Annotated in this window: 23 protein-coding genes; 16 read left to right on the plus strand and 7 right to left on the minus strand. The window is 72.3% G+C overall.

The window, feature by feature from the left end; genetic code table 11:
• Positions 1–462, minus strand: a complete 462-nt coding sequence (locus tag EDD34_RS08815) for a VOC family protein (protein WP_123814229.1) — start codon at positions 460–462, stop codon at positions 1–3.
• Positions 459–800: a DinB family protein gene (locus EDD34_RS21500; RefSeq protein ID WP_342774817.1), complete on the minus strand. Its 342-nt coding sequence runs from the start codon at positions 798–800 to the stop codon at positions 459–461. Before EDD34_RS21500 ends, EDD34_RS08815 begins: the two co-directional genes overlap by 4 nt.
• A gap of 302 nt (positions 801–1,102) precedes the next feature.
• Between EDD34_RS21500 and EDD34_RS08825 the strand changes: the two genes are divergently transcribed.
• Positions 1,103–2,107 (plus strand): helix-turn-helix transcriptional regulator, encoded by a 1,005-nt coding sequence (locus EDD34_RS08825; protein WP_123814230.1) that lies wholly within the window; start codon positions 1,103–1,105, stop codon positions 2,105–2,107.
• A 66-nt stretch (positions 2,108–2,173) separates the two neighbouring features.
• On the opposite strand, the gene EDD34_RS08830 is transcribed toward EDD34_RS08825, so the two are convergent.
• Positions 2,174–2,446: a hypothetical protein gene (locus EDD34_RS08830; RefSeq protein ID WP_123814231.1), complete on the minus strand. Its 273-nt coding sequence runs from the start codon at positions 2,444–2,446 to the stop codon at positions 2,174–2,176.
• 100 nt (positions 2,447–2,546) lie between these two features.
• Here EDD34_RS08830 and EDD34_RS08835 point away from each other — a divergent pair, with 100 nt between their 5' ends.
• On the plus strand, positions 2,547–4,967 hold the full coding sequence (locus EDD34_RS08835; RefSeq protein WP_123814232.1) for a tetratricopeptide repeat protein: 2,421 nt from the start codon (positions 2,547–2,549) through the stop codon (positions 4,965–4,967).
• 99 nt (positions 4,968–5,066) lie between these two features.
• Here the strand turns inward: EDD34_RS08835 and EDD34_RS08840 are convergent, their stop codons facing one another.
• From EDD34_RS08840 to EDD34_RS08850, 3 genes are all read right to left on the minus strand, one after another.
• Positions 5,067–5,723: a metallophosphoesterase gene (locus EDD34_RS08840; protein WP_123814233.1), complete on the minus strand. Its 657-nt coding sequence runs from the start codon at positions 5,721–5,723 to the stop codon at positions 5,067–5,069.
• A gap of 3 nt (positions 5,724–5,726) precedes the next feature.
• A complete protein-coding gene (locus EDD34_RS08845) occupies positions 5,727–6,704 on the minus strand; it encodes a hypothetical protein (RefSeq protein ID WP_123814234.1) in 978 nt (325 codons plus the stop codon).
• A gap of 163 nt (positions 6,705–6,867) precedes the next feature.
• A complete protein-coding gene (locus tag EDD34_RS08850) occupies positions 6,868–8,307 on the minus strand; it encodes a serine/threonine-protein kinase (RefSeq protein WP_123814235.1) in 1,440 nt (479 codons plus the stop codon).
• 261 nt (positions 8,308–8,568) lie between these two features.
• Between EDD34_RS08850 and EDD34_RS08855 the strand changes: the two genes are divergently transcribed.
• Positions 8,569–9,288: an HAD family hydrolase gene (locus tag EDD34_RS08855; RefSeq protein WP_246012268.1), complete on the plus strand. Its 720-nt coding sequence runs from the start codon at positions 8,569–8,571 to the stop codon at positions 9,286–9,288.
• Between the two features lie 5 nt (positions 9,289–9,293).
• Here EDD34_RS08855 and EDD34_RS08860 read toward each other — a convergent pair whose 3' ends face one another.
• A complete protein-coding gene (locus EDD34_RS08860; RefSeq protein WP_123814236.1) occupies positions 9,294–10,148 on the minus strand; it encodes a RecB family exonuclease in 855 nt (284 codons plus the stop codon).
• Positions 10,149–10,240: 92 nt separating this feature from the next.
• On the opposite strand from EDD34_RS08860, the gene EDD34_RS08865 reads away from it, so the two are divergent.
• The 13 genes from EDD34_RS08865 (at position 10,241) to hisF (ending at position 25,288) form a co-directional block, all read left to right on the plus strand.
• The gene (locus tag EDD34_RS08865; protein ID WP_170177017.1) at positions 10,241–11,416 is read left to right on the plus strand and encodes a site-2 protease family protein; all 1,176 of its coding nucleotides are present in this window, start codon (positions 10,241–10,243) and stop codon (positions 11,414–11,416) included.
• A gap of 66 nt (positions 11,417–11,482) precedes the next feature.
• Positions 11,483–12,529, plus strand: coding sequence for a tRNA (adenine-N1)-methyltransferase (locus tag EDD34_RS08870; RefSeq protein ID WP_123814238.1), 1,047 nt, complete (start codon positions 11,483–11,485; stop codon positions 12,527–12,529).
• A gap of 122 nt (positions 12,530–12,651) precedes the next feature.
• Positions 12,652–14,034: an extracellular solute-binding protein gene (locus tag EDD34_RS08875; RefSeq protein ID WP_123814239.1), complete on the plus strand. Its 1,383-nt coding sequence runs from the start codon at positions 12,652–12,654 to the stop codon at positions 14,032–14,034.
• A 10-nt stretch (positions 14,035–14,044) separates the two neighbouring features.
• Positions 14,045–15,403, plus strand: coding sequence for an ABC transporter permease subunit (locus EDD34_RS21390; RefSeq protein ID WP_123814240.1), 1,359 nt, complete (start codon positions 14,045–14,047; stop codon positions 15,401–15,403).
• Positions 15,404–15,465: 62 nt separating this feature from the next.
• Positions 15,466–16,314: a carbohydrate ABC transporter permease gene (locus EDD34_RS08885; protein WP_211341532.1), complete on the plus strand. Its 849-nt coding sequence runs from the start codon at positions 15,466–15,468 to the stop codon at positions 16,312–16,314.
• Positions 16,315–16,599: 285 nt separating this feature from the next.
• Positions 16,600–18,216, plus strand: a complete 1,617-nt coding sequence (gene arc, locus EDD34_RS08890) for a proteasome ATPase (protein ID WP_123814241.1) — start codon at positions 16,600–16,602, stop codon at positions 18,214–18,216.
• Between the two features lie 99 nt (positions 18,217–18,315).
• Positions 18,316–19,992, plus strand: coding sequence for a depupylase/deamidase Dop (dop, locus tag EDD34_RS08895; RefSeq protein WP_123816427.1), 1,677 nt, complete (start codon positions 18,316–18,318; stop codon positions 19,990–19,992).
• A 71-nt stretch (positions 19,993–20,063) separates the two neighbouring features.
• The gene (locus tag EDD34_RS08900) at positions 20,064–20,261 is read left to right on the plus strand and encodes a ubiquitin-like protein Pup (RefSeq protein ID WP_123814242.1); all 198 of its coding nucleotides are present in this window, start codon (positions 20,064–20,066) and stop codon (positions 20,259–20,261) included.
• Positions 20,262–21,200 (plus strand): proteasome subunit beta, encoded by a 939-nt coding sequence (gene prcB / locus EDD34_RS08905; RefSeq protein ID WP_123814243.1) that lies wholly within the window; start codon positions 20,262–20,264, stop codon positions 21,198–21,200.
• Entirely contained in the window at positions 21,197–22,102 is a 906-nt protein-coding gene (gene prcA, locus EDD34_RS08910; RefSeq protein ID WP_123814244.1) for a proteasome subunit alpha, read from the plus strand. The genes prcB and prcA overlap by 4 nt, the downstream gene beginning before the upstream one ends.
• Positions 22,103–22,162: 60 nt before the next feature.
• Entirely contained in the window at positions 22,163–23,524 is a 1,362-nt protein-coding gene (gene pafA, locus EDD34_RS08915) for a Pup--protein ligase (RefSeq protein WP_123814245.1), read from the plus strand.
• 53 nt (positions 23,525–23,577) lie between these two features.
• Entirely contained in the window at positions 23,578–24,516 is a 939-nt protein-coding gene (locus EDD34_RS08920) for an FKBP-type peptidyl-prolyl cis-trans isomerase (RefSeq protein ID WP_246012269.1), read from the plus strand.
• Between the two features lies 1 nt (position 24,517).
• Entirely contained in the window at positions 24,518–25,288 is a 771-nt protein-coding gene (gene hisF, locus EDD34_RS08925) for an imidazole glycerol phosphate synthase subunit HisF (RefSeq protein ID WP_123814246.1), read from the plus strand.
• Positions 25,289–25,383 lie beyond the last annotated feature (95 nt).

A 25,383-nucleotide genomic window follows, 5' to 3' on the forward strand; every position in this document is an offset into this window, starting at 1 on the left:
TCAGTCGAGGCAGAACTCGTTCCCCTCCGGGTCCTGCATCACGATGAACCCGATGCTCAGGGGCGGTTCCGGCTCGAAACGCCGGAACCGCGTCGCGCCCAGGGCGACCAGCCGCTCGCACTCCTTCTCCAGCGCGGCCATGCGCTCCTCGCCGCGCAGGTCGGAAGCCGTGCGCACGTCGAGATGGACGCGGTTCTTGGCGACCTTGTCCTCGGGGACCTGCTGGAAGAACAGGCGCGGGCCGTTCCCGTCGGGGTCCTCGAGGGCGGAGGAGCTGTTGCGCTGTTCCTCCGGGACGCCGGTGCGTTCGAGGAACTCCTCCCAGGCGGCGAGCGGGTCCGCGCCCGGTTCCGGTTCGACGCCGGGCGGGAACGGGTGGACGTAGCCGAGCACGTCCCGCCAGAAGGTCGAGAGGGCCTTCGGGTCGTGGGCGTCGAAGGTGACCTGGATGACGCGGCTCATGACTGTGCTCCGATCGGGTGGGCGGTCCCATGGGCGGCCGGCCCCGGGGCCGGCAGCTCGTGGGCGTGCAGGTAGAGGTCGCGCAGCAGGCAGACCTCGGACAGGTGGTGGATCAGCTCGCGGTTGATGTGCAGCACCAGCTCGCTCATCGGCGCCTCGGGGAACGGCTCGGCCGGCCCGACCGGTCGCGCGAGGCCGTCGTCGCCGAGGGCCCGGACGCCCGCGAGCCAGACGTCGACCTGGGCGTCGAGCTGGTCGAGCGCGCCGTCGGCGTCCCCCGCGTACTCCCACGACTCGTACCACGCCGCGGGCGCGCCGAAGTGGGCGGCGTTGCGCACCGCGAGGGGTGAGATCTCCGGACCCGGCCTGGATCGGCGCGTTGGACGTGCCGCGCGGGCGGACGCTCCAGGTGTCGGGAACGGGCTCCCAGAAGTACTCGTCGTCGGTCATCGGCGCGTAGCGGCCCTCCAGGCCGCGGAACCGCGGGCGCAGATGGTGCTTCCAGTGCCAGGCGAACTGGTCGGACAGGATGCGCGACAGGGTGCGGTCCGGTCCCGGGGCGGTGTCGTCGTCGTTCATGAACCCAGGCTCACATCCGAAGCGGACAGGATCGGTCCGCAGTGTCTGCGAGACTGCCGGCATGGACCACGGACGCGACGAGCGCGACGCCGCGCGCGGCACCACCGAGCGCGTCCTGACCCTGCTCGGGCTGCTCCAGCAGCGGCGTGTCTGGACCGGGCCGGAGCTCGCCGCACGGATGCGGGTCACCACCCGGACCGTCCGCCGCGACGTCGACCGGCTGCGCGCCCTCGGGTATCCCGTGCACGCCGGCCACGGGTCGGGCGGCGGGTACCAGCTCGGCGCGGGACAGGTGCTCCCGCCGCTGCTGCTCGACGACGAGGAGGTCATCGCCGTCGCCGCGGCGCTGCTGGCCGGCACCGGCGACGCCGGTACGGGAGGGGAGGCGGCGCTGCGGACCCTCACGAAGCTCGACCAGGTGCTGCCCTCGCGGCTCCGGGCCGACGTGCGGGCGCTCGCGGGATCGGTCGAGTCGTTCGGGCGCGGCCGCGCCCCGGCGGACCCGGACGTGCTCCTCGAGGTCGCCCGGGCGTGCCGTGACGGGGTGGAGCTGGGGTTCGGCTACCGCACGCGAGGGGGCGGGGAGGGGCGGCGCCGCGTCGAGCCGTATCGACTCGTCGCCTCCGAGCGGCAGTGGTACCTGCTCGCCTTCGACCGCGACCGCGACGACTGGCGCACCTTCCGCGTGGACCGCATGAGCGAGGTCCGGGCCCGGACCTGGCGGTTCGAACCGCGTGCGGTCCCCGCGAAGGCCGCCGCCTACGTCCAGGAGTCCGTGGCCGACCGCGTGTACCCGCGGCACGCGCGGTTCCTCGTGCACGCGAACGCGGACGTGGTGCGGGCGCAGGTGCCGGCCTCGGCCGCCGTCGTCCGCCCCCGGGACGCGGCCACCTGCGAGATCCGCGCGGGCGGGCACGACCTGGACCTGCTGCTCCTGCACGTCACGCTGCTGGGGCACGACTTCGAGGTCCTGGAGCCCGCCGAACTCGCGCACCGCTGCGAGGCGATGGCCGACCGGCTCCGGTCGGCGGGGCGTCGCGTCGGCGGGCCTCCGGTCTCATCGTGACGTCGTGAACGAGACCCACGTGTCCGGCGGCAGATCCGGCCCGCCGGGCACCGGCGGCCTGCCCGCTCACGCGGTGAAGGTGTCCTCCACGTCGGGCTCGCCGTCGCCGTCCGTGTCGACCGCGATCGACTCGACGCCGCCCGCCACGTCACGGACGACGTCGGGCCGGCCGTCACCACTGGTGTCGTACATCTCGAGATCGGGCACACCGTCGCCGTCGTAGTCCTCGAACTGGGCGTCGACCGTGCCGTCGCCCGTGGTGTCGGCGGTCTCGACGTCCGGCACGCCGTCCCCGTCGAGGTCGAACTTCTCAGGCCGGTCGGAAAAGAACTCGGACACGGGTCACTCCTCATCTCGCTGGTACCTGAACGCTACCCGCAGGGCCGGGGCTCCCGCCCTATTTCTGGCAGCGATGGTGATTGTCCGGTTCACTGACGTGGTGGATCTCAGCCGCCCGCCGCACAGCACCCGAGCTCCGCGTGCGTCGGCGTCGCGGCCCGCGCAGCCCGGTGAGCCCGGCGGCCCCGCCGCGCAGCGTGCCGAGCTCAGGACGCTGCTGCACTGGGCGAGATCCCGGACACCGGTGGCCGTGTGCTTCGTGACCGGCCCGCCCGACTCCGGCAAGACCGGCCTCGCCCACGAGCTGGCCGCACGGCTGACGCGGCGCGCCTGGGCCGTGTTCCAGGTCCGGAACGACGACGACGCCCGGGCGGCCGCCGAGCACCCGGCTCGTCGGCGCCTGCTCGTGGTCGACGACGCGGACACCCTTCCCGCGCTCCGGACGCTCCTGCTCGCCACGGCGGGGGACCAGGGCGGCCGGACGCGCGTGGTGCTCCTCGCGCGCCGCACCACCGTCTGGCGTGACCGGCTCGAGCACGGAACTCCCGCGTTGTACGCCCTGCTGAGCGCATCGCCCGTGCTCGAGCTCCCGGCCGCCGAACCTCCGCCGCCCGTTCCCGGCCCCACCGCGGGCGATCCGGCTCCGCCCGCACCGGGTCGGGCCGCCGTCCTGGCCACGGCGATGCTCCTGGGCGCCGAGGAGAGCGGCGCACGGCGCGGACCCGTGCCTCCGCCGGGGGAGGAGCCGGCGGACGAGAACCTCGTGGCCCGGGCGCTCGCCGACGACCCGAGGTTCGCCGTGCGTGTCACCACGGGCCTGACACACCGCCAGGCGGTGCACGCGGCGCGCCTCCTGGTGCGGATCATGTCCGCCGGCCCGCGTCATGCCTCGGCGGACGCGGTGGCCGCGGCGTACGCGCGGGTCTCCGCGCAGCTGCCCGACGACGCCGACGTGCTCGAGACCTTCTCCTGCCATCCGGAGTACCTGACGGGCGTCTTCATGCGCGCGCGGGTGGCCGTCGCCCAGCGTGCCGTCGCCCTGCTCGACGGTGAGCGGAGCCGCCGGGCAGCCGTCCACGTCGCGCTCGCCGATGCGCTCCGGAACGACGGCCGGTACGCCCGAGCCCTCGAATCGGTCGGCCGGGCGCTGCGCCTTCTCGCGGTGCCGTCGGGTGATGCCTCGGGCGCCGGACCCGAGGCCGCCGTCGCCGCCGCCCGGACGGCGCGCGGCGCGCTCCTGTGGTTCCGGGGCAGCTTCGAGGAGGCCCTCGACGACCAGGAGGACGTCGTCGCCGCGTACCGCGCGCTCGTCGCGGACGATCCCGCCCGGTACCGGTCCGCGCTCGCCCAGTCGCTCATGAACCTCGGCAGCAGCCTCGCCGAACTCGGTCGTGCCCAGGATGCGCTGACGGCCTCGGCCGAGAGCGTGGCCCTGACACGTATCGCCTCCGACGACGCGCCGACGCAGGTCCGTCTGCTGCTCGCGAAGGGCCTGTGGAACCTCGGCAAGCGCCATGCGGAGCTCGGATCCGCCGACGACGCCTACCGCTACACCCTCGAGGCCGTCGAGAACTGCCGGGAGCTCGCGCGGGACGACCCGTACCGGTACAACCCCGATCTTGCCTCGGCACTGTCCTACCTGGGTGCCCGGCTGGGCGAACTGGGTCGTCCAGGGGAGGCCGCGCGCGCCACGGCCGAGGCGCTCGAGCTGCGCCGTCGGCTCGCCGAACAGCACGAGGGCTACCTCCCGTTCGTCGCCCAGACGCTGTCGAACCTCGGCGTCCTCAACGCGCAGCTCGGCCGCCGGCGCCTCGGACTCGAACGCGAGCGGGAGGCGGTGGCCATCCGACGGCGGCTCGCGGCGTCCAACCCGGACCGCCGCCTGCCGGAACTCGCCGCCTCACTCTCCAACCTCGGCGTGACCCACTCCGTGCTCGGGAACGCGACCCAGGCGCTCGCCGCGGAGGACGAGGCCACCGGAATCCTGCGCGAGCTCGCGACCGCGCACCCCGAGCGTCACCTGTCCGGCCTGGTGAAGTCGTTGTCGAACCTCGCGTCACGGCTCGCCGAGAACGGGCGCACCCCGGATGCCGTCGATCCGGCGGAGGAGGCCGTCGCCGCCAGCCGGCGCCTGACGGAGCACGGTGGGCACCAGCATCTGCCGGTCCTCGGCGCGTCGCTGACGAATCTGGCGGGAACCTACGCGGACGTCGGCCGGCACGGCGACGCCGTGTCGGCGGCGCGGGAGGCCGTGGACATCCTCGACGAGCTCACGCGAGCGCAGCCGGAGAAGTACGAGCCCGAACTCGCTCTCGCTCTGACGAACCTCGCCGTCGCACTGGCCGGTGCCGGTGACCTCGACGCGGCGCTCGCCGGGGCCCGGCGAGCGGAGCGGCTCCGCGCACGGCTGGCCGGGGAGAATCCCGAGCGGTTCCGCGAACCGGCGGAACGGTCCGGGGACCTCGTCAGGTCGCTCGAGGCGGCGGGTACGGACCAGGCCGGCGGCGAGCCCGGCGGGTGACCGGTGCCGAAGTGGTGGTCCGGCGGGCCCGGGCCGAGGCGGACCCCGCCGGCGACCCCGCACGGGCTCGCCGTGGGACGCCGAGCCGGGCGCGAGGGCTTACGGCCGGCTGAGCCCGGCGGGGAGATCCCACGTGAGCGGTTCCAGGTCCCGCGGACCGTCGGCGATCAGGGCGGCGAGCCGGTCCACGGCGACCGGACGGCCGCCCCAGGCGTCGACGCCGACGTTGAGCTGGCGGTCCCGCTGCCGCCACGTGTCGTGGACATGGCCGTGCAGCACCCAGCCGCCGTCGTCCTCGGGGCGGTGCTCGACGTATCGGTCCTCGCCGTGGGAGTCGCCGGAGAACGGGAAGTGGGAGACGGCGGCCTCGGATCCCGCGATCGGGAAGCGGCCGGGGTCGTCGTGGATCTCGGCGAACCCGGCGGCGAGGTAGCGGGCGCGGGCCTTCTCCCGGCGCTCGGCGCGTGCCTCGGGCGTCCCCCTGCCCAGGGCGCGGTCGCCCACCCAGCAGCGGTCATGGTTGCCGGGAACGAGGATCTTGTGGCCGGTGAGCCGGCCGATCCAGGTCAGGGAGTCGTCCAGGGCGCCGAGGGCGACGTCGCCGAGCACCCAGACCGTGTCGTCGTCGGACACGGTGTCGTTCCAGAGCTCCGCGAGCCGGGCGTTCATGTGCCCGACGTCGTCGAACGGCCGGTCGCAGAACCTGATGATGTTCGTGTGCCCGAAGTGCATGTCGGACGTGAAGTAGGTCGCCATGTGTCAGTTCGTGATCTCCCACGTCGTGAGGTCGAAGGTCATCGTGAGGTTCCGGGTGTAGCCGGTGACGACGACGTAGGCGATCCGGTTCTCGTCGGTCGTGGTGCAGAAGGTGGTGCCGGCAGGGAGCCCGCCGTCGTCGACTCGCACGTCGAGCGGTTCACCCGAGCGGGCCGCCTCCTCGCAGTCCTGGGGAGGGGGCGGGGCCGTCAGGCTGCCGAGGATCGTCGCGGGCCCGGAGGTGGCCACGTAGCTGGCCTGTTCCGGGCAGGTCCGGTACGCGAGCTCGAACCGGCCGCCCGCCTCGGCCGGTTCGCTGTCGCCCGCGTCCAGGTCCCCGGCGGACCATTTGCAGGCGGCGTGCAGTTCGCCGGACTGGTCGTTCGAGACCATCGTGTACTCGGCGGGATCGGGATCGGCGCCGGGATCCGGGTCCTCCGGGTCGTCCAGCGCCTGCGAGCCGGCGTCGTCCACCGGTCCGGTCCGCTCCTCGGCCGGTGAGCCGGGTTCCGACGGCGGCGACGGCGGCGGGGTGTCAGGAGCCGGGGTCGGCGTGGCGGGCGCACCGGATGCCGCGACCGTGGGTGAGCCCGATCCTGACGGCGCCGGGGACGCGGTGGCCGCTTCGTCCGGCGCGGTACCGGACGGCGCGGGGCTGCTCACCTCCGCCGTCCTGTCACCCGGCGCACGGAACCAGGTTCCGGGCCCGGGGCTGTGCGCCGTCATGCTCGTGAGGATCAGCGCCGCGACGACGACTCCCAGGCTGCCGGAGACACCGAGCACCTTCGGCCACTGGTTCCAGCCGTGCGTCTCGTGCGCCGCGATGACGGCCAGGGTGTGCTCGGGCGGGGTCCCGTCGGCTGCCGGCGGCGCCGTGAGACGGCCGCCGCGGGTGTCGGCGGTCTCGGCGGCGCCGGGCGGTTCCGCTCCGGGCCCGTGGGCCCCGCCGCGGGAACCCTGCCGCGGTGCGTCGTGGGGCACTCGACCTCCTGTCCTGCGATCCCGGGAGAGACCGGCCCGGCCCGCGGAAGTCCGCGAGGTGTTCGAGGGACAGGACGTTAGCAGTCGGCGTGTCGGCGGCCAAGGGCTGGCCGGAGGTCGTGTCGCCGGTGGGCACGGGGTCACGGGGTCATGGGAGCGTGGGTCAGGAGCTCACGGGCAGGTACCGGGTGCGCGCGGCGCGCTCCAGCGCCAGGTCGAGCAGCCGGACCGTCGCCGCCTGCTGCGGCGTGCTGATACGGAGCCACGTCAGGACGTGTCCGAGCCGGTGCCGGTAGGCGGTGTGGTCCCGGCCCCAGAGGTCGTGCGGTCCGGTCGACGCGTGCGGGAACTGCCCGACGACCGCACACAGGTCGTCCTCGATCACCAGCCGCACCCGGTTCAGACGCACCCAGGGCACGAAGAGCGTCCGGTTCCTCAGCCGCAGCACCCGGCGGTCCACGACCCGGATGCCGTCGGCGCTCAGTTCGATCCGGTCGTGGACCCGCGGACGGGTCCGGGTGGTGAGGTGCAGCAGGGCCAGCAGCGCGGCGAGCAGGAGGGCCGGCCCGACCACGCCCTCCGGGCCTTCCTGCGGGTGCGCGAACAACGGGAGGACCGCCGCGCCGGCCAGGGCCGCCAGGGGAAGCAGCGCGATCCTGCCCAGGTAGGTGGCGGCCCGGGCGGCCCGCATCCGCCGGGTGGTCAGGTCGAACCGTTCGGTGGCGGGGACGGGTGGGTCCGCACGTTCGTCCGCGTCCGGCGGCGGAGCGTCGTCGGACACGGGTGGCCCGTCGGCGAGCGGCCGGAGCGCCGCGCGGACGCCGTCCAGGTCCGGACGGGCCTCGGGGGCCTTCGCCAGGCACGCCGCCAGGAGCGATCTGAGCCGTGGGTCCGCGATCCCCGCCAGGTCGGGCTCCTCGGAGGCCACACGCTGCAGGATCGCCAGAGGCAGCCCGTAGCCCCACAGGTCCCTGCCGGTCGCGGCGAAGAAGAGCACGGCGGCGAAGGCGAACACGTCGCTGCGGAAGTCGACGGTGCCCCTGCCCCGTGCCTGCTCCGGAGACATGTAGCCGGCCGTGCCGACGACCGTGCTCGCCGAGGTGTGCGAGGTCTCCTCCAGCGCCCGCGCGATCCCGAAATCGATCACCTTCGGGCCGTTGGCGGTCATCAGCACGTTGGCCGGCTTGAGGTCTCGGTGCAGGATCCCGTTGCCATGGATGTCCGCGAGGCCCTCGGCGATGCCGGCGCCGATCCGTGCGACGGCGCCGACCGGGAGCGCCCCGTGGCGCCCGACGTACTGCGCGAGCGTGGGCGCGTCCACGAACTCCGTGGCGACCCAGGGCCGGTCGGCGGCGACGTCGGAGTCGACGACGGCTGCCGTGTACAGGCCTGTGACCTTGCCGGCGGCGCGAACCTCCGCGGCGAGGCGGCCGCGGAAGCCGTCGTCGTCGGCGATCTCCTGGCGGGCGATCTTGACCGCCACCCGGAACCCGCCGTCGGTCCGGCCGAGGAACACGTCCCCCATCCCGCCCGACGCGAGGCGCGCCTCGATCACGTACGCCCCGATGCGAGCGGGATCGTGCGGACGCAGCGGCTCGGGCACGCTCCTCCTTGTCGACGGTTCGGGCGAGCTTGTCGACGGTTCGGGCGAGGTGGGCCCAGGCACGACATCGACCTACATATGGCTACGTAGACAACCTGATCAGGATAGCGAACCCATATCGGTCCTGTGATTTGCGTCTCACCGGAGGGCGCCTGTGTCGATTCGCCGCCGCCCTCCCGTTCTCCTGTGCCGGGCGGCTTCTTCGATGTGATGGGGTGGGGGCCGTACACCGATTCGTCCCCCCCTCACCCGGAGGCACCCGTGAACACCGCTCTGCGCCGCGACCCGGAAGCTCGTGGAGCCGCCGGATCCCAGGCGCTCCCCCCGGCCGTCCTGTTCGACATGGACGGCACGCTGGTGGACACCGAGCCGTACTGGATCGAGGCGGAGCGTGAGCTCACCGAGGCCCACGGTGTGACCTGGACCCACGAGGACGCGCTGAAGCTCGTGGGACAGCAGCTGATCGTCAGCGCGGGAGTCCTGCGGGCGGCCGGCGTGCCCATGGAGCCGGCCGAGATCGTGGACTGGCTCGTCGCTCGCGTGCAGGGCCGGCTGGCCGACGAGGTGCCGTGGCGCGCCGGAGTGCTGCCGCTGCTGGCCGACCTCACCGCGGCCGGGGTGCCCTGCGCGATCGTCACGATGTCGTACCGCACCCTGGCCGAGGCGGTCGCCGCGGGAGCGCCCGAGGGCACCTTCGCCACGATCGTCGCGGGCGACGAGGTCACCCACGGCAAGCCGGATCCCGAGCCGTACCTCACCGCGGCGGACCGGCTCGGCGTCGCCGCGGCCGATTGCGTGGCCGTCGAGGACTCACCCGTCGGCATCACGTCCGCGCTCGCCAGCGGCGCCCGGACACTCGGGATCGAGGCCGTCCTGCCGGTCGAGGCGCGTCCCGGCCTGAGCCGCCTGCGCTCGCTCGACGGCGCGGGCCTCGGTCTCATCGCGCGACTCGCCGCGGGCGAGGTCGTCGACGAGTACTGACCGCGCTACGCGATCCCGAGCCGGAGCTCCACCGCGCCCTCCGGGATCTGCGGCGGCGTGCCGCCGAACGCCGGACACAGCGCCCGGTGCGCGCACCAGTCGCACAGCTTGCTGGGACGCGCCTCCCACTTCCCGGCCCGCGCTGCCCTCTCGATCTCGGACCACACCCACCGCACCTTCCGCTCGGCGCCCTCCAGCTGCTCCGGCGTCGGCTCCGCCCGGAGGACCTGCCCGTCCCCGAGGTAGACGAGCTGCAGCATCTTCGGCACCACGCCCCGCTCGCGCCACAGCACCAGCCCGTAGAACCTCAGCTGGAACAGCACCTTCCCCTCGAAGCGCGGACTGGGCGAACGGCCCGTCTTGTAGTCCACCACCCGCAGCGCGCCGTCGTCCGGCTTCACGTCCAGCCGGTCCACGATGCCGCGCAGCAACGGCCCGTCCGGAAGCTGCGTCTCGACCTTCAGCTCCCGCTCGGCCGGCTCCAGGCGGTTCGGATCCTCCAGCGTGAAGTACGTGCTCACCAGGCGGCCCGCGCCGTCGAGCCAGTTCTCGACGCCCTCGGACTCCGCGTCCCCGCCCGGCGCGAACAGCTCCTTCACCCGCGGATCGGCCTCCTGCAGCTTCTCCCACTCCACGGGAAGCAGCTCCTGCGCCGCCGCGGGCGTGCGTTCGCCCGCCGGGGCGTCGTAGAGGCGCTCCAGGACCGAGTGCACCAGCGTCCCGCGCGTCGCCGCCGCCGACGCCGGCTCCGGCAGACGGTCCACCGTCCGCAGCCGGAACAGCAGCGGGCACTGCAGGAAGTCGCTCGCGCGCGACGGTGACAGGGCCGGCGGACGGGACGGAGGAGCGATCACGGTCATGGCGACAACCCTAGGGGGAGACACCGACAACGCCCCGGCGTCATCCACAGGCGCGCCGCGATGTCGCCGCACCGGGCGGATACGCTTTGCCGGTGAACAGCAAGCCCTCGGCACGCACCGCGGCCCCGCGCTCCCGCGGCTGGACGCTCGGGCACATCGCCGGCGCGCCGGTCATCGTGACCCCCTCCTGGTTTCTCGCCGCGGCAGTGCTCACGCTCGTCTTCGGCCCCACGGTCCAGAGCCAGCTACCGAGCCTCGGCCCTGCCGCGTACCTCGTGTCCGCGACGTTCGTGATCATGCTGTTCGCCTCCGTCTTCCTGCACGAGGTCGCCCACGCGCTCGTGGCCCGCGCCCGCGGCCAGGAGGTGCACGAGCTCGCGATCACGCTCTGGGGCGGCCACACGGCGTACTCCGGCGGGCTCACCCGCCCGCTCGACGGCTTCCTGGTCGCCGTCGTCGGCCCGCTCACGAACATCGCGCTCGCCGGCGGCTTCTGGCTCGCCTTCCAGGCCAGGCTCGGCAGCGTTCTCGACGTCCCTGCCCTGCTCCTGTTCGCCGGAGCCGCGTCCAACGCGTTCGTCGGTCTCTTCAACCTCCTGCCCGGCCTCCCGCTGGACGGCGGCCAGATCCTGGAGGCCGCCGTCTGGCGCGTCACGGGCTCCCGCAGCACGGGCACCGTCGTCGCCGGGTGGGCCGGACGGCTCATCGCCGTCGGGCTCCTCGGCTGGGCACTCGTCAGCGAGCTCGTCGCGCCACTCCTGCGCGGGACGCCGCCGGACATCAGCACCGTGCTCTTCTCCGCGCTCATCGCCGCCTTCCTCTGGGCGGGTGCGACCAGCGCCATCGCCGGCGGGCGCCGCCGCGACGCCATCTCCTCGCTCCGCGCCGGGAACCTCGCCGACCGCGTCGTGACCGTCCCGCTCGGCTCCACCGTGGCCGCGGCGCTCGCGGCCCGCTCGCCGGCCGGACCGGGGGAGGCGCTGCCGCGCGTCGTGGTGGTGGGGCACGACGACGTCCCCCTGGCCGTCCTCGACGACGGCGCCGCCTCCTCGGTCCCGCCCGAGGCGCGCGAACGCACCGGGGTGGACGCCGTCTCGGTGCCGTTCGTGCCGAGGTCCGCGGTCGGCCCGGAGGTGGGCGGTCAGGACCTGCTGCGCCACCTGGCGACGTCGTCGGGCGGCGCGCGCCTGGTCCCGGTGGTCGACGGCGGCCGCGTGACCGGTGTCCTCGATCTGGCCAGGGTCGCCAGGGCGGTCCGCGGGTCCTGAGCCCGCATCCCCCGCCCGGACCTCCGACGGCACGGGCCGCGCCCGGCGCACGTAGGATGGTCCGTCGTGACTTCTCCGACCGACGCGCAGGGCCCCACGGCCACTGGCGCGGACCTCCGCCGCGGACCGTTCCGGGTGGGCGACAAGGTGCAGCTGACCGACCCCAAGGGCCGGATGCACACCATCACCCTCAAGCCCGGCGCGACGTTCCACACCCACAAGGGCTACTTCAAGCACGAGGAGCTCATCGGCAGGCCGGAGGGGTGGGTCGTCACGAACACCGAGGAGGTCGAGTACCTGGCGCTGCGGCCGCTGCTGAACGACTACGTCCTGTCGATGCCGCGCGGGGCGGCCGTGGTCTATCCGAAGGACGCGGGCCAGATCGTCACGATGGCGGACATCTTCCCGGGCGCGCGCGTGGTCGAGGCCGGCGTCGGCTCCGGCGGCCTCACCCTGTCGCTGCTGCGCGCGGTCGGTGACACCGGTGAGCTGCACTCGATCGAGCGGCGTGAGGACTTCGCGGCCATCGCGAGCGGCAACGTCGAGACGTTCTTCGGCGGGCCGCACCCGGCGTGGCATCTGCACACGGGCGACCTCGCCGACCGGCTGCCCGAAGTCGTCGAACCGGGCACCGTGGACCGCGTCGTCCTCGACATGCTCGCGCCCTGGGAGAACATCGGCGTCGTGGCGGACGCGCTCGTGCCCGGCGGGGTCCTGATCTGCTACGTCGCCACCGCGACGCAGCTGTCCCGCACGGCCGAGGACCTGCGGGCGAGCGGCAGGTTCGCCGAGCCGTCCGCGTTCGAGACCATGGTGCGCGGCTGGCACCTGGAGGGCCTGGCGGTCCGCCCGCAGCACCGGATGATCGGGCACACCGGCTTCCTCATCACGGCACGGCGCCTGGCCGACGGCGTCACCCCGCCCGAGCGCAGGCGCCGGCCGGCCAAGGGGGCCAAGACCGAGCGCGCCACGGCGAACGGCGCGGCCGCCGATCAGGCCGTCGACCCCGCCTGGTCCGAGGAGTGGACCGAGGGGTCGCTCGGGGAGCGTGAGGTCTCCGCCAAGAAGATCCGGCGCGTGCGCCGCGAGGTCGGCAAGCCGCCCGAGGAGTGAGGGCTCGGGCCCCGGTGTCTGATCCTCATCTGGTGTTCATCTGGAATTTCTGATTCCTGGCGATCTGGACGTCTGACGTCGATACGTTCCGTGCGATATCGCACCGACGTCCAGGAGGAGTCATGAAGAATCGCGCGCTGTGCGCCGCCGCGGCCGGTACCGCCGCGGCCTTGGTGCTGTCCGGCTGCACCGGCAGCTCGGAGGCGGACACGGCCGGAGACGGCGTCGTCGACGTGTGGGTCGCGTTCACCGACGACGCACGCCTCGGCTTCGTCGAGGAGAAGGCGGAGGAGTTCGAAGCCGCGCACGAGGGCGTGACCGTCGAGGTCCAGGGCTTCGACGACTACGAGACCTTGTTCCAGCAGATGCAGCTCGCCCTCGACGGCGGCGACGCCCCCGAGATCGTGCACTACTTCGAGGCCGCCACCCGCGAGGCGCTCGACGCCGTCGGGCCCGACGGCGAGCCGGTCTTCCAGTCCGTGGCGGCAGCCACCGACGGCCGCGAGGAGATCCTCGGCGAGCCCGTCGTGCTGGACGACGTCGTCGCCCCGGCGAAGAACTACTACTCCGTCGACGGCGAGTTCTACTCCATGCCGTGGAACACCTCGTCCACCATCATGTACGGCAACGAGACCCTCATGGCGGACGCCGGCGTCGACGAGATCCCCGAGACCTGGCAGGAGCTCGAGGACGCCTGCGAGAAGATCTCGAAGCTCGACGACGGCCCCGAGGCCTGCATCACCTGGCCCAACCACTCCTGGTGGATGGAACAGGCCATGGGCCAGGCGGACACCGACCTGGGCAACAACGACAACGGGCGCTCCGGTCGTGCCACGGAGGTCGAGCTCGACAGCGACGCCATGGTCGACTACCTGACCTGGTGGCAGGACCTCGAGCAGGACGGCCACTACCTGTACACCGGCGTCCAGCGCGACTGGGACGGCACCCGCGCCGCGTTCTCCGCGCAGGAGGTCGCCTTCCTCATGTCGAGCTCCGGCGATGCCGCGGCCATCGACGACGAGAGCACCGACGGTGGCTACGAGGTCGTCGCCGGGCGTATGCCGTACGACGCCGACACCCCGTACGGCGGCAACCTCATCGGCGGGGCCACGCTCTGGCTGCGCAGCGGTCTCGACGAGAACACCACCGACGCCTCCCTCGCGTTCCTCAACTTCTTCAACAACCCCGAGAACGCCGCCGAGTGGCACAAGGTCAGCGGCTACGTCCCGATCACCGACTCCGCCGTCGACCTCCTGACCGACGAGGGCTGGTTCGAGGAGAACCCCAACTTCAAGGTCGCCTCCGACCAGCTCGACCTCGCCGCCGACAGCCCCGCCTCGACCGGCGTCCTCATGGGCAACTTCGTCGCGATCCGCGACGTCGTCACCGCGGCCGCCGAGGACATCCTGGTGGGCGGGGACGACGTGACCGAGCGTCTCGGCGCCGCCGACGAGGAGGCCCAGCAGCTCCTCGACGACTACGAGCTGCTCTACTCCGGCGAGTGACGCGCGCCGCATGCTGCTGATCCTCACCGTGCTGGCCACCGCCCTCGTCGCGGTGGTCGCGTCACGGGGCCGGCTGCACCCTCTCGTCGGGGGTGCGGTCGGTCTCGCCGGCGCACTGGCCACGTCCTGGTTCTTCGCCGGCTGCGCGCTCGGTGGCGACGTCATCGGCGAGAACACCGGCGTGCAGCGGGTCCTGGCCGTCGCCGCCGTCCTGACCGTCGGGGCCGGCCTCGCCCGGACCGTCGCCGCGGTCCGCGCGGGCGGCGGCACCGCCGGGGACGGCCTGCTGACCGAGCTGCGGTCCGGCATGTTCCGTACCCGCTCCTGGCTGCCCTGGTTGCTGCTCGCGCCCACGCTCCTCGTGCTCGCCGTCTTCCTCTACCACCCGGCGTTCCAGACCTTCGCGCTGTCCACGAAGCTCGCACGGATGGGCGCGCCGCGTTCGGCCGACGTGTGCCTCAGCAACTTCGCCGAGTTGCTCGTCCCCTCCCCGTACCTCGTCGCCGGGCTTCCGCTGGCAGCCGTCGCCCTCGTGGCGGGCCTGACTCTGTGGCGTGCACGGACGACGGCCGGGACCGGGTCGCACACCGTGGCCGCCGCGCTCGCGCCACTGGGCCCGATCGCGGTCGTCGTCGCGCTGTACTTCGTGTTCGCGCCGGGCCGTACGGGCTACCGCGGCGTGTACGTCGCGACCGTGGGCATCTCGCTCGGCATCGTGGCGCTCAGCATGGCCGCCGGGCTCGCCCTGGCCTATCTGGTCGCTCGGCGATTCCGCGGGGCATCGGTGTACCGCACGCTGCTCATCTGGCCGTACGCGGTGTCGCCGCCGGTGGCCGGAATTCTCTTCTTCATGATGTTCGACCCGACGGCGGGCGTCATGGCGCACCTCGCCGACGTGGTCGGGCTGGACTTCCCGTCGTACCGGTCCGACGGCGTGCTGGCACAGGCGGCGATCGTGCTGGCGGCGTCGTGGAAGTGGGTGGGGCACAACATCCTGTTCTACGTGGCCGCACTGCAGACCGTGCCCCGCGAGATCATCGAGGCGGCGGCCATCGACGGCGCCGGGCAGTGGCGCCGGTTCGCACGGATCGTCGTGCCGTCGATCGCGCCGGTGACCTTCTTCCTGCTCGTCACCAACCTGACGTACGCGTTCTTCGACGTGTACGGGACGATCGACTACCTCACACGCGGCGGGCCCAGCGGGCAGACCACCGTGGCGATCTACGAGATCATCCGTGTCGGTGTCGGCACCGGGGATCTGGGCCGGGGCGCGGCGCAGTCGGCGATCTTGTTCATCGCCGTCATCGGGCTGACCGTCTGGCAGTTCCGCCGGTCCGAGGGCCGGATCACCTACGGGGGTGGCGCATGACCGCGCATACGGCCGTCGTCGGCCGGGGCCGCCGTCGGACCACGGATCGCCGGGGAGGGCGAATGAGCGACAACCTGACGATCTCCGTGGGCCGGCGTGGGCTGTTCGCGGGGCGCACGTGGCACCTGCACGTCCTCTCGCTGCTGTGTGTGCTCCTCATCGGGTTCCCGCTGCTGTACGCCGTGCTCGTGGCGACGCAGACCAACGCGGAGGTGTTCGCGTTCCGGCTGACGCCGGGGTCGTCGCTCGGTGAGCACTTCCACAAGGTGTGGGTCGAACGCGGCATCGGCCGGGCGATGTGGAACTCGGTGGTGATGGCGACGCTGGTGACCGTCGCGAAGACCGTGCTGTCGATGGCGGCCGGGCTGGCGTTCGTGTACTTCCGGTTCCGCGGGAAGTCGCTGGTGTTCTTCGGCGTGCTGATCACGCTGATGATGCCGACCGAGGTGATGATCCTGGCGCTGTTCCGGGTCACGTCGGACCTCGGGATGACGGACTCGTTGTGGGCGCTCGTGGTGCCGTTCGCGGCGTCCGCCACGAGCGTGTTCCTGTTCCGGCAGCACTTCATGTCGCTGCCGGCCGAGCTGCCGGAGGCCGCGCAGCTCGACGGCGCGGGTCCGTTCCAGTTCTGTTTCCGCATCCTGCTGCCACTGAGCTGGAACACCATCGGTGCACTGGCCGTCGTGTCGTTCACGTACGCGTGGAACATGTACCTGTGGCCCGTCCTCGTGATCAGCGACGCGTCGGGCCAGGTGGTGCAGCAGTCGCTGTCCGCGCTCCGGGCCACCGACCAGGCGATCAGCTACGGGCCGCTGATGCTGGGCGCGCTGCTCGCGAGTGTCCCGCCGCTCCTGGTGTTCCTCGCGCTGCAGAAGCCGTTCATGTCGGGGATGGCGATCTCGGACAAGTAGAGAGGCTGCGCCGCCGCGTCCGCGGGCCCGATTCCCGCGGGCTGAGACGGCCCGTATCCGCCAAGAGCGAACAGGCGCGTGCGTGCACGTCGTCCGTGAACTGCGCGTAACGATCAGGTACCCGGGCCGTCTCGGACGGACGTTCTCCCTCCGGACTGTCAGACACTGCGCATACAGTGCTGTTCTCGGAGGCGGTCCGCGTCGTAGGGTCGCCTTCCGGGCCCTACGAGAGGGGAAGCCATGACCGACAGCACAGGTGGATACAACCTTCCCGATAACGGATCGATGCCCAATCGCGACTACGAGCGTCAGATCGCCCTCCTCTCAGCAAAGAACGAGCGCCTCGCCGAGGCGCTGCGCGCCGCGCGTGACCAGATCGTCGAGCTGAAGAAGCAGCTCGACGACCTGGCCAAGCCGCCGGGCACCTACGCCACCTTCCTCGGGGCACACCCCGACGGATCGGTGGACATCTCGTCCTCGGGTCGCAAGATGCACGTGGCGGCCAGCCCCAGCCTCGACGTGTCCCGGCTGAGCCCGGGCCAGGAGGTCAAGCTCAACGAGGCGATGACGGTGGTGGCCGCCGGCGAGTACGAGCGCACCGGCGAACTGGTCACCGTCAAGGAGCTGCTCGGTGGCGGCCGGGTGCTCGTCGTCGGCCGCGCGGACGAGGAGCGCGTGGTGCGCCTCGCGGGCTCGGTCGCCGAGGAGGTGCTCCGGGTGGGTGACTCGCTCACCGTGGACACCCGCAGCGGCTTCGTGTTCGAGGTGGTGCCCAAGTCCGAGGTCGAGGAGCTCGTCCTCGAGGAGGTTCCCGACATCGACTACGGCGACATCGGTGGTCTCGGTCCGCAGATCGAGGCCATCCGTGACGCCGTCGAGCTGCCGTTCGCCCACCCCGACCTGTTCCGGGAGCACGGCCTGCGCCCGCCCAAGGGCGTGCTGCTGTACGGCCCGCCCGGCTGCGGCAAGACGCTCATCGCCAAGGCCGTCGCGCACTCCCTGGCCGGGATGGTCGCGAAGGCCAACGGTGGCGACCCGTCGGCGAAGAGCTTCTTCCTCAACGTCAAGGGCCCGGAGCTGCTCAACAAGTACGTGGGCGAGACCGAGCGGCACATCCGCCTGATCTTCGCCCGCGCCCGGGAGAAGGCCTCCCAGGGCATGCCCGTCGTCGTGTTCTTCGACGAGATGGAGTCGCTGTTCCGCACCCGCGGCACCGGGCTGTCGTCCGACGTCGAGACCACCATCGTGCCGCAGCTCCTGGCGGAGATCGACGGCGTGGAACGGCTCGACAACGTGATCGTCATCGGTGCGTCCAACCGTGAGGACATGATCGACCCGGCGATCCTGCGCCCGGGCCGGCTCGACGTGAAGATCAAGATCGAGCGCCCGGACGCCGAGGGGGCCAAGGAGATCTTCGCCAAGTACCTCACCGAGGGCCTGCCCATCCATCCCGAGGACGTCGCGGAGTACGGCGGCAACACCGCCGCGGCGCTCGACGGGATGATCACCTCGGTCGTGGAGCGCATGTACTCCGAGGACGAGGAGAACCAGTTCCTGGAGGTCACCTACGCGTCCGGGGACAAGGAGACCCTGTTCTTCAAGGACTTCAACTCCGGCGCCATGATCGAGAACGTCGTGGACCGGGCGAAGAAGAACGCGATCAAGGACTTCCTGTCCACCGGCCAGAAGGGCATCCGCGTCGACCACCTGCTCTCGGCATGCGTCGACGAGTTCCAGGAGAACGAGGACCTGCCCAACACCACCAACCCCGACGACTGGGCCCGGATCAGCGGCAAGAAGGGGGAGCGCATCGTCTTCATCCGCACCATCGTCCAGAAGAAGGGCGAAGGCGCGACGCCGCGCACCATCGACACGGTTCAGAACACGGGGCAGTACCTGTGATCGCGGTCCCGGGCCGCCCGAGCGGGCGGTCCGGGACGGCGCGGTGCCCCTCGGCTCGTGAAGACACTTAGGGTTGGTGATGTGAGCGTGCGTCGCGTGATGGGAATCGAGACCGAGTACGGGGTGCTGCAGCCGGGGCGCCCGCTGGCGAATCCGATGCTGCTGTCCAGCCAGGTGGTGACGACCTACCGCGCCATCGCGGATCGTGACGCCTCCGCGCGGAGCAGGGCACGGTGGGACTACGACGACGAGGATCCGCTGCAGGACGCCCGGGGGTTCCGTCTGGAGCAGGCGTCGGCCCACCCGTCGATGATCACGAACGACCCGGCGCGCCCGGCGCCGCCGGGCCCGCAGACCGGACAGGTGCCCATGGTCGGCGCTCGGCCCGGGACGGGGCAGATCCCGGTGGTGCGCGGCGGGCAGGGCTCGCCGCCGCAGGACGTGGAGCGGCCGGCCACCGAGGAGTACGACGACCCGAGCGCCGCGAACGTCATTCTCACCAACGGTGCGCGGCTGTACGTGGACCACGCGCACCCGGAGTACTCGTCGCCGGAGGTCACCAACCCGGTCGACCTGGTGCGCTGGGACGTGGCGGGGGAGCGGGTCATGCTCGCGGCCGTCCGCGCCCTCGCGGCGGTACCGGGCAGCGAGACGGTCCTGTACAAGAACAACGTGGACGGCAAGGGCGCCAGCTACGGCACGCACGAGAACTACCTGGTGGATCGCGCCCTGTCGTTCGCCACGCTCGCGGAGCTCATCACCCCGTTCCTCGTGACCCGGCAGGTGTACACGGGCTCGGGCCGGGTGGGCCTCGGTGCCGCGGGCGGGCAGCCCGGTTACCAGCTCTCGCAGCGCGCCGACTACATCGAGGCCGAGATCGGCCTGGAGACCACGCTGCGCCGGCCCATCGTGAACACGCGCGACGAACCGCACGCGGACCGGCAGCGCTGGCGCCGCCTGCACCTGATCCTCGGTGACGCGAACTGCATGGAGGTCCCCACCTACCTCAAGGCGGGGGTGACATCGCTGTTCCTGTGGGTGCTGGAGCACCTGAGCGAGCTCGCCGACGCCGGCGTGGACGCCCGCAAGGAGCTCGGCGCCCTGAAGCTCGCCGACCCGGTGGCCGCCGTCCAGCGTGTCTCCCGGGACCTGGACCTGTCCCTGCCGCTGGACCTCGCGGACGGGCGGACGATGACGGCGCTCGAGATCCAGGGCGTCTGCGCCGACGTGGTCCGGCGCTCGCTCAAGACGCTCGGCAGCGACCCGGACTCCGACGCGGTGCTGGAGCGCTGGACGTCCCTGGTGGAACGGCTGGGGGTGGACCGGGCCTCGTGCGCGCGCGAGGTGGAGTGGATCGCGAAGCTGCGCCTGCTGGAGGGGCTGCGCCGGCGGGACGGGCTGGACTGGGAGCACCCGCGGCTGCACGCCATGGACCTGCAGTGGTCGGACGTGCGGCCCGAGCGCGGCATCTACCACCGGTTGCTGGCCAAGGGGGCCGTCGACCGGATCGTCGACGAGGCCTCGGTGGCGCGCGCCGTCGACCATCCGCCGGTCGACACCCGGGCGTGGTTCCGCGGGGAGGTGATGGCGCGGTACGGCGACCAGGTCTCGGCGGCGAGCTGGGACTCGGTGATCTTCGACGTCGGCGGGCGGCAGACGTTGCAGCGCGTCCCGATGCTCGACCCGGCGCGGGGAACCGAGGCGATCGTCGGTCCGTTGCTCGATGCGAGCCCCGACGCCGTGACCCTTTTACGGAGACTTTCCGGCGAGGGGTGATTCGCAAAGCGCAGTTAAGGTCTTAGGCTGGCGAGACCAGCGGCAGCCGTGAGCAACACCAGGAGGCGATCATGGCCGGTCAGGAACGTATCAACCCGTCACACGAGGACCGCACGCCCGACGACGACGCCGCGGACGCTCCGGCCCCCGCGGGCCAGGCGCAGCAGCGCGATGACGAGGTCGACGAGCTGCTGGACGAGATCGACGACGTGCTCGAGTCGAACGCCGAGTCGTTCGTGCGTGGCTTCGTGCAGAAGGGCGGCCAGTAGTTGGACGGCTTCGGAGGCGGCCCGCACGGCCGCGGTCAAGGACGGCTCCCGGACGCGTTCCTGCGCCCGGGATCGTCGTCGTTCCTCGAGTTCCTCGCGGAGCACGCGCCTGATCGCCTGCCGGGCGCGGCCGTCACCGCCGGCGCGGGCCCGAGCGGGTATCCCGGCGCGCCGGGCGCCGCCGCCGGGCAGGGCGGTTATCGCAGCGACCTGTCACCGCACGCCACCACGATCGTCGCGGTGACGTTCGGCGCCGGGCGGCCCGAGGGCGGCAGGGGCACCGTGTCGGGGTCGGGCGGCGTCGTCATGGCCGGCGACCGCCGCGCGACCTCCGGGCCGATGATCGCCAGCCGGTCCATGGAGAAGGTGTACCCCGCCGACGACTACTCGGCAGTCGGCATCGCCGGCGCGGCCGGCATCGGCATCGAGCTGGTCAAGCTCTACCAGCTCGAGCTGGAGCACTACGAGAAGATCGAGGGCTCGCTGCTCTCCCTGGAGGGCAAGGCGAACCGCCTGGCCACGATGCTGCGGGGCAACCTGCCGATGGCGATGCAGGGCCTGACGGTCGTGCCGCTGTTCGCGGGCTACGACCTGGAGCGCGGCGAGGGCCGGATCTTCTCCTACGACCCGACCGGCGGCTGCTACGAGGAGTACGAGCACCACGGCGTGGGCTCGGGCTCGCTGTTCGCCCGGGGTGCCATGAAGAAGCTGTGGCGGCCGGGTCTGGACGCGGCCGGTGCGGTCGCCGTCGCCGTCGAGGCGCTGTACGACGCCGCCGACGACGACTCCGCCACCGGAGGGCCCGACACGGTGCGGCGGATCTTCCCCGTCGTCGCCACGGTCACCGCCGACGGCTATTCTCGTCAGCCCGACGACGACGTCGCCGCCGTCGCCGAACGGATCGCCGCCGAGCGGCGGGAACGGGGGTCGCTCGCATGAACATGCCCTTCTACGTCTCGCCCGAGCAGCTCATGAAGGACCGGGCGGACTTCGCCCGCAAGGGCATCGCCCGCGGGCGCTCCGTCGTCGTCCTCGCCTACGACGCCGGTATCGCGTTCGCGACGGAGAACCCGTCCCGCGCGCTGCACAAGATCTCCGAGATCTACGACCGCATCGGGTTCGCGGCGGTCGGCAAGTACAACGAGTTCGAGAACCTGCGCGTCGCCGGTGTGCGGTACGCCGACCTGCGCGGCTACACGTACGACCGCTCCGACGTCACCGCCCGCGGCCTGGCCAACGCGTACGCGCAGATCCTCGGGACGGTGTTCATCACCGAGTCCAAGCCGCTGGAGGTGGAGCTCGTCGTCGCGGAGGTCGGCCGGACCGCCGAGGACGACCAGATCTACCGGCTCACCTACGACGGCACGGTCGCCGACGAGCACGGCCACGTGGTCATGGGCGGACAGGCCGAGCAGCTCGGCCGCAAGGTGGGCGAGGGCTGGCGCCCGGACATGAGCCTCGGCGAGGCGCTGCGGCTCGCGGTCACCGTGCTCGGATCGTCGGAGAACGGGACGCCCCGCACGATCGAGCCCGGCCAGCTCGAGGTGGCGGTGCTGGAGCGGTCGCGGCCCCGGCGCGCGTTCCGCCGCCTGACCAAGCAGTCCCTGACCGAACTGCTGACCGAGGAGGCCGCCGAGGACTCGGGGGCCGACGACGCCGAAGGGCCGGGCGGGACCGCGGTGCCGCGAGCCGTGCCCGCGGCACCCGAGAAGGACGAGCCGGCGGCGCCCGAGAAGGACGACCCGGCGGACCAGGCCGGCACCGCCGATCCGGAGCCCGGCGACGAGGGGCCCGGGAAGCCGCCGCCCTCCGGGACGCAGGAGGGGGCGCCACAGGACTGACCGTCGTCGACAGCACCACGGACCGCACGCACCGCACGCACAGATGAGGGAGGGACCGCCATGGATCGCAGGATCTTCGGACTGGAGACCGAGTACGGCGTCACCTGCGCCGCCGACGACGGGCGCGGCCTCTCGGCCGACGAGGTGGCCCGATATCTGTTCCGCAAGGTCGTGGCGTGGGGGCGCAGCTCCAACGTGTTCCTGCGCAACGGCTCACGGCTGTACCTCGACGTCGGGTCGCATCCCGAGTACGCGACCGCCGAGTGCGACGACGTGCGGCAACTGGTCGCCTACGACCGCGGCGGCGAGCGGATCCTGGAGGGCCTGGTCGAGGACGCGCAGCAGCGGCTGGAGCACGAGGACCTGCCGGGCCGGATCCACCTGTTCAAGAACAACACGGATTCGGCGGGCAACTCCTACGGCTGCCACGAGAACTACCTCGTGCGGCGTGGCGGGGACTTCGCGCGGCTGAGCGACGTGCTGGTGCCGTTCCTCATCACCCGGCAGGTCCTGGTGGGTGCCGGCAAGGTGCTCGCCACCCCGCGCGGCGCCGTGTACTGCCTGTCGCAGCGCGCGGACCACATCTGGGAGGCCGTCTCCTCCGCGACCACGCGCTCGCGGCCCATCATCAACACCCGGGACGAGCCGCACGCCGACGCCGAGCACTACCGCCGCCTGCACGTCATCGTCGGTGACTCGTCCATGGCGGAGCCCACCACGATGCTCAAGGTCGGGGCGACGGACCTGGTGCTGCGGCTCGTGGAGGCCGGGCTGCCGATGCGGGACCTCAGCCTGGAGAACCCGATCCGCGCGATCCGGGAGATCAGCCACGACCGCTCGGGCAGGCACGCGGTGACGCTGGCCAACGGCCGGTCCATGACCGCCGTGGAGATCCAGACCGAGTACTACGAGCGGGTGCGGGACTTCATCGAGGGCCACGGGGACCCGACCCCGGTGGTCAAGCAGGTGCTCGATCTGTGGGAGCGCGGCCTGCGGGCGCTGGAGACCGGCGACCTGTCGCTGGTGGACCGCGAGCTGGACTGGGTGATCAAGCTCCGCCTCATCCAGCGCTACCAGGCCAAGCACGATCTCGCGCTCGACGACCCGCGGATCGCGCGCCTCGACCTCGCGTACCACGACATCTCCCGGACCGAAGGGCTGTACAACCTGCTCGCCGCGCGCGGGATGGTCGAGCGGGTGACCACGGATCTGGAGATCTTCGAGTCGACGGCGGTCCCGCCGCAGACCACACGCGCGAAGCTGCGCGGGGACTTCGTGCGGGCCGCGCAGGATGCCCGCCGCGACTACACGGTCGACTGGGTGCACCTGAAGCTCAACGACCAGGCGCAGCGCACGGTGCTGTGCAAGGACCCGTTCCGCAACGTCGACGAGCGCGTGGAGCGTCTCATCGAGTCCATGTAGCGGTGTCACTGATCCGGCCAGACCGCGTCAGGCGATCCAGGTACCATCTGCTGGTGCTCCGCCGTCCGTTCGTCGCCCTGGTCCTCGCGGGGCTGCTGGTGACGGCCGGCGCCTGCGCCCCCGCCTCACTCCCGGTCGAGGTCGGCCCGGCACCGACCTCGACCGCGTCGCAGGCACCGCTCGACGTGGACGGCCGGCCGGGACAGGTGCCGCGGCTTCTGTACGACAAGCCGCTGGAGGTCCTGGAGCCGGTGTCGCGGACGGTGTGGCCGGGCACCGGGGAGCGGCTCGAACGGGACCACCCGGTGCTGCTCAACATCTACGCGGAGGACGGCCGGGACGGTACCGAGCTGCAGAACACGTTCCGCAGCGCGCCGGCGCCGTACACGATGACCGAGACCTCGCTCGGCAACCATCTCTTCGCCGCCCTGCGCGGCAAGCGGGCCGGCGCCCGGGTGATGCTGATGGAGACCGACACCGCCGGGGGCGAGGAGGTGCCGGTGGTGCTGGTGGTCGACGTGCTGCCGACGCGCGCCTCCGGCACGGAGCTCGCGGATCCGCCCGGGGGCCTGCCGCGGGTGACCCGCGACGACCTGGGCGTGCCGACGGTGCGGATCCCGCGCGACGCGAAGCCGCCGCAGGACCTCGAGGTGGTGCCGCTGGTCCGGGGCAGGGGCCCGCAGGTGGCGGAGGGGCAGGTCATCACGGTCGAGCTGCACGCCGTCACCTGGGCGGACCGCACGGTCGTGGAGTCCACCTGGGAGGAAGGCGCCCCGCCGCGCTCGGCGCAGGTGGGGATCGGCGCGCTGATCGAGGGCTGGGACGTCGGCCTGGTCCAGCAGCCGGTGGGCTCCCAGGTCATGCTGGTGGTTCCGCCGGACATGGCGTACGCCGGCACGAAGAACCCCCTTGCCGGCGAGACACTGGTGTACGTGATCGACATCCTGGACGCGCACCAGCCCGTCCGGGAGAACGAGAAGAAGAAGGACTGAGATGTCTGTCGCCATCCGCGTGATCCCGTGCCTCGACGTCGACGCCGGGCGCGTCGTCAAGGGGGTCAACTTCCAGAACCTGCGCGACGCCGGCGACCCGGTGGAGCTTGCCGCCCGGTACGACGCCGAGGGCGCGGACGAGCTGACGTTCCTCGACGTCTCGGCCTCCTCGGCGGGCCGCGACACCACGGTGGACGTGGTGCGGCGTACCGCGGAGCAGGTGTTCGTGCCGCTCACGGTCGGCGGCGGCGTGCGTTCCGCCGACGACGTCGACCGCCTCCTGCGAGCCGGTGCGGACAAGGTCGGTGTGAACACGGCGGCGATCGCCCGCCCGGAGCTGATCTCCGAGATCGCCGAGCGGTTCGGCTCGCAGGTGCTCGTGCTGAGCGTGGACGCGCGGCGGGTCACGGGGGAGACGACGACCCCGTCCGGCTTCGAGGTCACCACCCACGGCGGCCGGAAGGGCACCGGGATCGACGCCGTCGAGTGGGCCGAGAAGGCGGCGGCCCTGGGGGCGGGGGAGATCCTGCTCAACTCGATGGACGCGGACGGGACGGCCGGCGGCTTCGATCTGGAGATGCTCGCGGACGTGCGGGCGCGGGTGACGGTGCCCCTGATCGCGTCGGGCGGGGCGGGGGAGCCGGCCGACTTCGTCGCGGCGGCGACCTCCGGCGCGGACGCGGTCCTGGCGGCCAGCGTCTTCCACTTCGGCACGCTCACGATCCCCCAGGTGAAGCAGGAGATGCGCGAGGCGGGCCTGGAGATCCGCTGACTTGACCTCAACCGTTGTTGAGGTCATAGCGTCGATGTCGCCCTCGGCGAAAAGGTGTCGAATGGTTTCCCGGGGCATGAGAAGATCGACAGATC

Source organism: Myceligenerans xiligouense (assembly GCF_003814695.1).
In the GTDB taxonomy this organism is placed as follows: domain Bacteria; phylum Actinomycetota; class Actinomycetes; order Actinomycetales; family Cellulomonadaceae; genus Myceligenerans; species Myceligenerans xiligouense.